Origin of the sequence: Nocardioides sp. (assembly GCF_036401255.1) — a bacterium.
Taxonomy (GTDB): Bacteria; Actinomycetota; Actinomycetes; order Propionibacteriales; family Nocardioidaceae; genus Nocardioides.
The window spans coordinates 1-5,448 of sequence record NZ_DASWVI010000172.1; the positions used below are offsets into that span (position 1 = coordinate 1).

The following is a 5,448-nucleotide window of genomic DNA, read 5'->3' on the forward strand; positions in this document are numbered from 1 at the left end:
CAGCTCGGCCGCGGTGCGCTCGAGGTCACGGTGCATGACGAGCAGGTCGCCGTCGGGCTGCGGCATCACGACCGCCGGGTCGGTCGCCAGGTAGGTCAGCCCGTGCTCGGCGACCAGGCCGAGCTCGTCGTCGCGGATCAGTGGGTTGTTCTGGATCAGCACGTGCGCGCTGCTGCACGAGTCGTGGGCGAAGCCGCCGAGCGTGAGCTCCTCGGTGCGGGTGTTGCCTCCGACGGTGTCGTTGGCCTCGAGGACGAGGACCTCGAGGCCGGCGCGGGCCAGGTACGCCGCGGCGACCAGCGAGTTGTGGCCGGCGCCGACGACGACGACCTCGGCCTCGGGTGGAAGCGTTGCGGCCGCGGGGCGGGGGTGGGCGGACGTCATGCGGGCGAGGGTCGCACCTGCCACAACCGTTTGCAAGAGCGGCCGACTCGACGGCAGACCACCGCCCGACCGGGAGCGGGCTGAGGCATGGTGTTTCTGCGTAGGTGCTTGACAGAGTGTGGCGCCGTTCACAAGACTGCGGGAGCCGCAATCGATTGCGACACACGGTGCAGTATCGAGGAGGAAGCATGTCCCACGATTCACGCCGCCGGGGCCTGACCGCCCTGGCCCTGACGGGTGCGCTGGCCTTCGGCCTGGCCGCCTGCGGTGGCAGCGACTCCGATGGTGACGGTGGCGGTGGTGACTCCGGCAGCCCGATCACGATCGGAACATCGCTCCCCCTCACCGGTGAGTTCTCCCAGCCCGGCCAGGCGGCCGAGCAGGGCTACAAGATCTGGCAGGACACGGTCAACGCCGCCGGCGGTCTGCTGGGCCGTGACGTCGAGCTGGTCGTCAAGGACGACGCGTCGAACCAGAACACGATCGTCGCCGACTACAACGCGCTGATCGGCCAGGACAAGGTGGACCTCCTCCTCGGGACCTTCTCCTCGCTGCTCAACCTGCCGGCCTCCGCGGTCGCCGAGAAGAACCAGATGGTCTACGTCGAGCCGGCCGGCGGGTCCCCCGACATGTTCAACCGGGGCTTCCAGTACCTCTTCTTCGCCCAGCAGGCCACCGCCGACCGGCAGGGCCTGGTGTTCGCGGACTGGGTGGCGAACCTGCCGGAGGACCAGCGGCCGAAGACCGCGGCGTACCCGACCCTCGACGACCCGTTCGCCGCGCCCGTCGTGGAGGGCGCGAAGGCAGCGCTCGAGGCGGCCGGCGTCGAGACCGTCTACGAGGAGACCTACGCGATCGACACCAAGAACTTCGACACGATCGTGAGCGCCATGAAGAGCAAGGACCCCGACCTGGTCTTCCACGGCGCGCAGTTCGAGGACGGCGTCGGCATGACGCGCGCGATGCTCAAGGCGGACTTCAAGCCCGACATGTTCTTCGAGACCAACGCGCCCTCGTTCGGCGATCAGTACTCCGAGGGCGTCGGCGCCGACAACACTGAGGGCGTGTTCTACGCCGTGAGCCACCACCCCGACGCCGACACCCCCGGCAACGCCGAGTTCGTCAAGGCCTACGAGGACGAGTACGGCGGCCTCCCGCCGGAGGATGCCGCCGACGCGTACGCCGCCGGTCAGGTCCTGCAGGCCGCCGTGGAGGCGGTCGGCAGCATCGACGACCAGGGCGCGCTCGCCGACTGGCTGCGCGAGAACGAGGTCGACACCATCCTCGGCCCGCTCTCGTGGGCCGACACCGGAGCGCCGACCGGCGAGTTCCTCATCGGTCAGTGGCAAGACGGTGTCGCCCAGATCGTGCTCCCGGAGGAGGCCTCCACCGCGGAGATCGAGCTGGAATGGTCCCCGGGCGGCGCCGGCTGATGACCGAGCTGCTCCAGACCCTCCTCCTCGGGCTGCTGCTGGGCGGCGTGTACGCCCTGGCCGCGAGCGGGCTCACCTTGATCTTCGGCGTCATGCGGGTGATCAACATCGCCCACGGCGCGTTCTTGATCCTGGGAGCCTTCGTCACCTACTGGCTGTGGGACGCCTTCGGGATCGACCCGCTGCTGGCCATCGTGTTCACCACCCCGATCGTGTTCGGGCTCGGGTGGATCACCTACAAGGTGGTGGTGTCGCCGGTGCGCACCGCGCCGATGGCCTCGACGGTGCTGCTGACCTTCGGGCTGGCGCTGGTCGTCGAGGGTGCGATGGGGGAGATCTGGGGCAACAACTCGACCGCGATCAGGCCGTCGTACGTCGACGAGTCCTTCACCTTCGGCGGGCTGTTCCTGCCCAAGGCCCAGGTGTACGGCGGCCTGATCGCGGTCGTGGTCCTCGCCCTCCTCTGGGTCGTGCTGACCAAGACCTGGCTCGGGCGGGCGATCCGTGCCGCGGCGACCAACCCGGCCTCGGCCGAGCTGGTCGGCATCAAGGTGGCCTCCGTGGCGGCCCTGGTCTTCGGCCTCGGGATCGCGGCCGCCGGTGCCGGCGGCGCGATCACCGGGGTGCTCTACCCGTTCGTCCCCGGCTCGCACTACCAGTGGATCGCGCGGCTCCTGGCGATCGTGGTGCTGGGCGGTCTCGGCAGCCTGAACGGCGCAGTGCTGGGCGCCTTGATGTTCGGCCTCGCGGAGACCCTGACGTCGGCGTACTGGTCGCCGGCCTGGGCCACCGCCGTCCCCTACGCCATCGTGTTCGCGGTGCTCCTGATCCGTCCCCAGGGCCTGCTCGGCACCCGTCTCCGAGAGGATGCGGTGGCCACCGCATGAGCATCGAGAACCCCGAGAGCTCCGAGATCGTCGTCCCGAGCACCGCTGGGCCTCGCTGGCGCGGGCTGCTCCGGCCGGTGTGGGTGGGGCGGGCGCTCGCCGTCGCCGCAGCCGTGCTCCTGGTCGTCTATCCGCTGGTGAGCGACGACCTCTACTACCAGAACATGATCATCCTGGCGCTGGTGTTCGCGATCGGTGCCAGCGGCCTGAGCATCATCTCGGGCTTCGCGGGCTACATCTCCCTCGGCCAGGGCGCGTTCATCGGCCTCGGTGGCTACACGATCGGGGTGTTGGCGACCCGGCATCCCGACGTCAGCGTGTGGCTCTGGGTGCCGGTCGGCGGCCTGGTGGCGGCCGCGGTGGCCCTGGTGCTCGGGTTCGTGTCGCTGCGATCCAGCGGTCCGTCGTTCGTGATCATCACCGTCGCCTTCCTGTTCCTCGTGCAGGTGATCGCGGTCAACTGGATCTCGCTGACCAACGGCACCGCCGGCCTCACGCTGCCGCTCCCGACGTGGGACCGCGACATCGCGAACTGGCCGTTCTACTACGTGCTGGTCGGCCTCCTCGCCGTCCAGCTGCTGATGACCTGGTGGATCCGCAGGACCAAGCTCGGCATGGGCCTGATCGCGATCCGCGAGGACGAGACCAAGGCCGCGACGATCGGCATCAGCCTGCCGACGCAGAAGATCATCGCCTTCATGGCGAGCGCCGTGTTCGTCGGCATGGCGGGGGCCGTCTACGGCTACTACCTGACGTTCATCGATCCCCGCGGCATGTTCAGCATCCTGCTCAGCGTGCAGCTCGTCTTGTCGATGCTGATCGGCGGCAAGGCGACTCTGTGGGGCCCGGTGCTCGGGGCGTTCTTCATCGAGTGGCTCAACGAGACGGCCAACAACGACTGGGGCGGCGGCAACACGCGGCTGTTCCTGTTCGGTGGCCTGCTGGTGGCCGTGGTGATCTTCCTGCCGCAGGGCATCTTGCCGGCGGTCGCGTCGCTCCTCGACTGGCGACGGACCCACGGTCGGGCCGGCCTGGTCGGGGCGCGGATCGGGACGGGCGGCAGCCTCGCGTCCATCACCGACCGGGTGCAGCTCGTCGACCGTTCCGAGATCCCCGACAGGCCGATCCTCGAGGTCAAGGACCTCCGCAAGTCGTTCGGTGGGGTCAAGGCCGTCGACGGCGCATCCTTCACCGTGCCCGAGGGATCGATCACCGGACTGATCGGACCGAACGGCTCGGGCAAGACCACGATCTTCAACCTCATCGACAACACGATCCGCGCCGACGGCGGCGAGATCTGGCTCGCCGGTCAGCGGATCGACGGACTCCCGTCGTGGGAGCGGGCGCACCGCGGCCTGGGCCGGACCTTCCAGATCACCCGGCTGTTCCGCGAGATGACCGTGCTGGAGAACGTCGTCGCCGTACAGCGCACCTTCTCGGTGGCCCAGCTCGGACGGGTCGCCGTCAGCGGGCCCGAGGCGAAGGCGGCCGAGGAGCTGCTGGAGTTCGTGGGGATGCGGGCGTTCCGCGACCAGAAGGCCCGGGCGCTGTCCTACGGCCAGCAGAAGCTCGTCGAGCTCGCCCAGATCCTCATGCTCGACCCCAAGGTGATCCTGCTCGACGAGCCGGCCGGCGGCATCAACCCGGTGCTCATCGAGCGGATGGGCGAGATGATCCGCGAGCTGAACTCCTACGGGAAGACGTTCCTGCTGGTCGAGCACAACATGCCGTTCGTGCTCGGGATCTGCGACCCGATCCACGTCCTGGCCCGGGGCCGGACGATGGCGTCCGGCACCCCGGACCAGATCCAGCGGGACCCCGCCGTCATCGACGCCTACCTGGGCGACGACTTCGTGCTCGAGGACAAGGTGCAGGCATGACGCAGGAGCCGATGCTGAGGATGCAGGGCGTGGTCGCCGGCTACGGCGGCGGCGACGTGCTCCAGGGTGTGGACATCACGGTCGCGAAGGGAGCGGTCGCCTGCATCGTCGGACCCAACGGCGCCGGCAAGTCCACGGTCCTCAAGACCGTCAGCGGCCTGCTCAGCCCGCGCCTGGGCGAGGTGCACCTCGAGGGCGAGCCGATCCACAAGGCGTCCGCGGCCGAGATCCTCGAGCGCGGCATCTCCCAGGTGCCGCAGAGCAACGCGCTCTTCCCGCACATGTCGGTGCGAGAGAACGTCCTGCTCGGTGCGTACATCATCCGCCGCAAGAAGGCTCTGGTGCAGGAACGCTACGACCAGGTGGCGTCGCTGTTCCCCATCGTCGCCGACCGCTGCAACGACAACGCCGGCAACCTCTCCGGCGGGCAGCGTCGGATGGTGGAGTTCGCCCGGTCGCTGATGCTCGACCCGGTGCTGCTGCTCCTCGACGAGCCGTCGCTCGGGCTGGACCCCAAGGCGCTCCAGTCGCTCTACGACTCCGTGATGGTGCTGCGCGAGAGCGGCAAGACGATCCTGATCGTCGAGCAGAACGTCCGGTTCGGCATGAAGATGGCCACCGACGGCATCGTCATGGAGTCCGGGAAGGTCGTGACCCAGCGCGGCGCGGCCGCGGTCCTGGCTGACCCGCACATCGCCCAGATGTATTTCGGGGGCACGGTCTCCGGCGCGGAGACCGAGGGTGCGCCCGAGGTGCCGGTCGTCCAGCCGTCGACCTGACGGCGGTCGCCGGCACTCGGTGCCGGCCGACCGTCGGGCATGCGATGAGTCCGCCGGCTCGCGTCGGTCTGTCTGGAGGACGGAC

Annotated in this window: 5 protein-coding genes; 4 read left to right on the forward strand and 1 reads right to left on the reverse strand. The window is 69.3% G+C overall.

All coding sequences use genetic code 11. The features are described 5' to 3' along the window. Nucleotides 1-384, reverse strand: a 384-nt coding sequence (locus VGD85_RS08145) for a phytoene desaturase family protein (RefSeq protein WP_331062954.1), incomplete at its 3' end; no start/stop codon positions are given. 188 nt (nucleotides 385-572) lie between these two features. Here VGD85_RS08145 and VGD85_RS08150 point away from each other — a divergent pair. Genes VGD85_RS08150 through VGD85_RS08165 form a run of 4 tightly spaced genes read left to right on the forward strand, consistent with a single transcriptional unit; the run spans nucleotide 573 to nucleotide 5,363 of the window. Beyond that, nucleotides 573-1,817: an amino acid ABC transporter substrate-binding protein gene (locus VGD85_RS08150; protein ID WP_331062955.1), complete on the forward strand. Its 1,245-nt coding sequence runs from the start codon at nucleotides 573-575 to the stop codon at nucleotides 1,815-1,817. Continuing rightward, nucleotides 1,817-2,704: a branched-chain amino acid ABC transporter permease gene (locus VGD85_RS08155; protein ID WP_331062956.1), complete on the forward strand. Its 888-nt coding sequence runs from the start codon at nucleotides 1,817-1,819 to the stop codon at nucleotides 2,702-2,704. The genes VGD85_RS08150 and VGD85_RS08155 overlap by 1 nt, the downstream gene beginning before the upstream one ends. Continuing rightward, complete coding sequence (locus tag VGD85_RS08160) at nucleotides 2,701-4,584, forward strand: branched-chain amino acid ABC transporter ATP-binding protein/permease (RefSeq protein ID WP_331062957.1); 1,884 nt, start codon at nucleotides 2,701-2,703, stop codon at nucleotides 4,582-4,584. Before VGD85_RS08155 ends, VGD85_RS08160 begins: the two co-directional genes overlap by 4 nt. Then, on the forward strand, nucleotides 4,581-5,363 hold the full coding sequence (locus VGD85_RS08165) for an ABC transporter ATP-binding protein (protein ID WP_331062958.1): 783 nt from the start codon (nucleotides 4,581-4,583) through the stop codon (nucleotides 5,361-5,363). Before VGD85_RS08160 ends, VGD85_RS08165 begins: the two co-directional genes overlap by 4 nt. The last annotated feature ends 85 nt before the right edge of the window (nucleotides 5,364-5,448 follow it).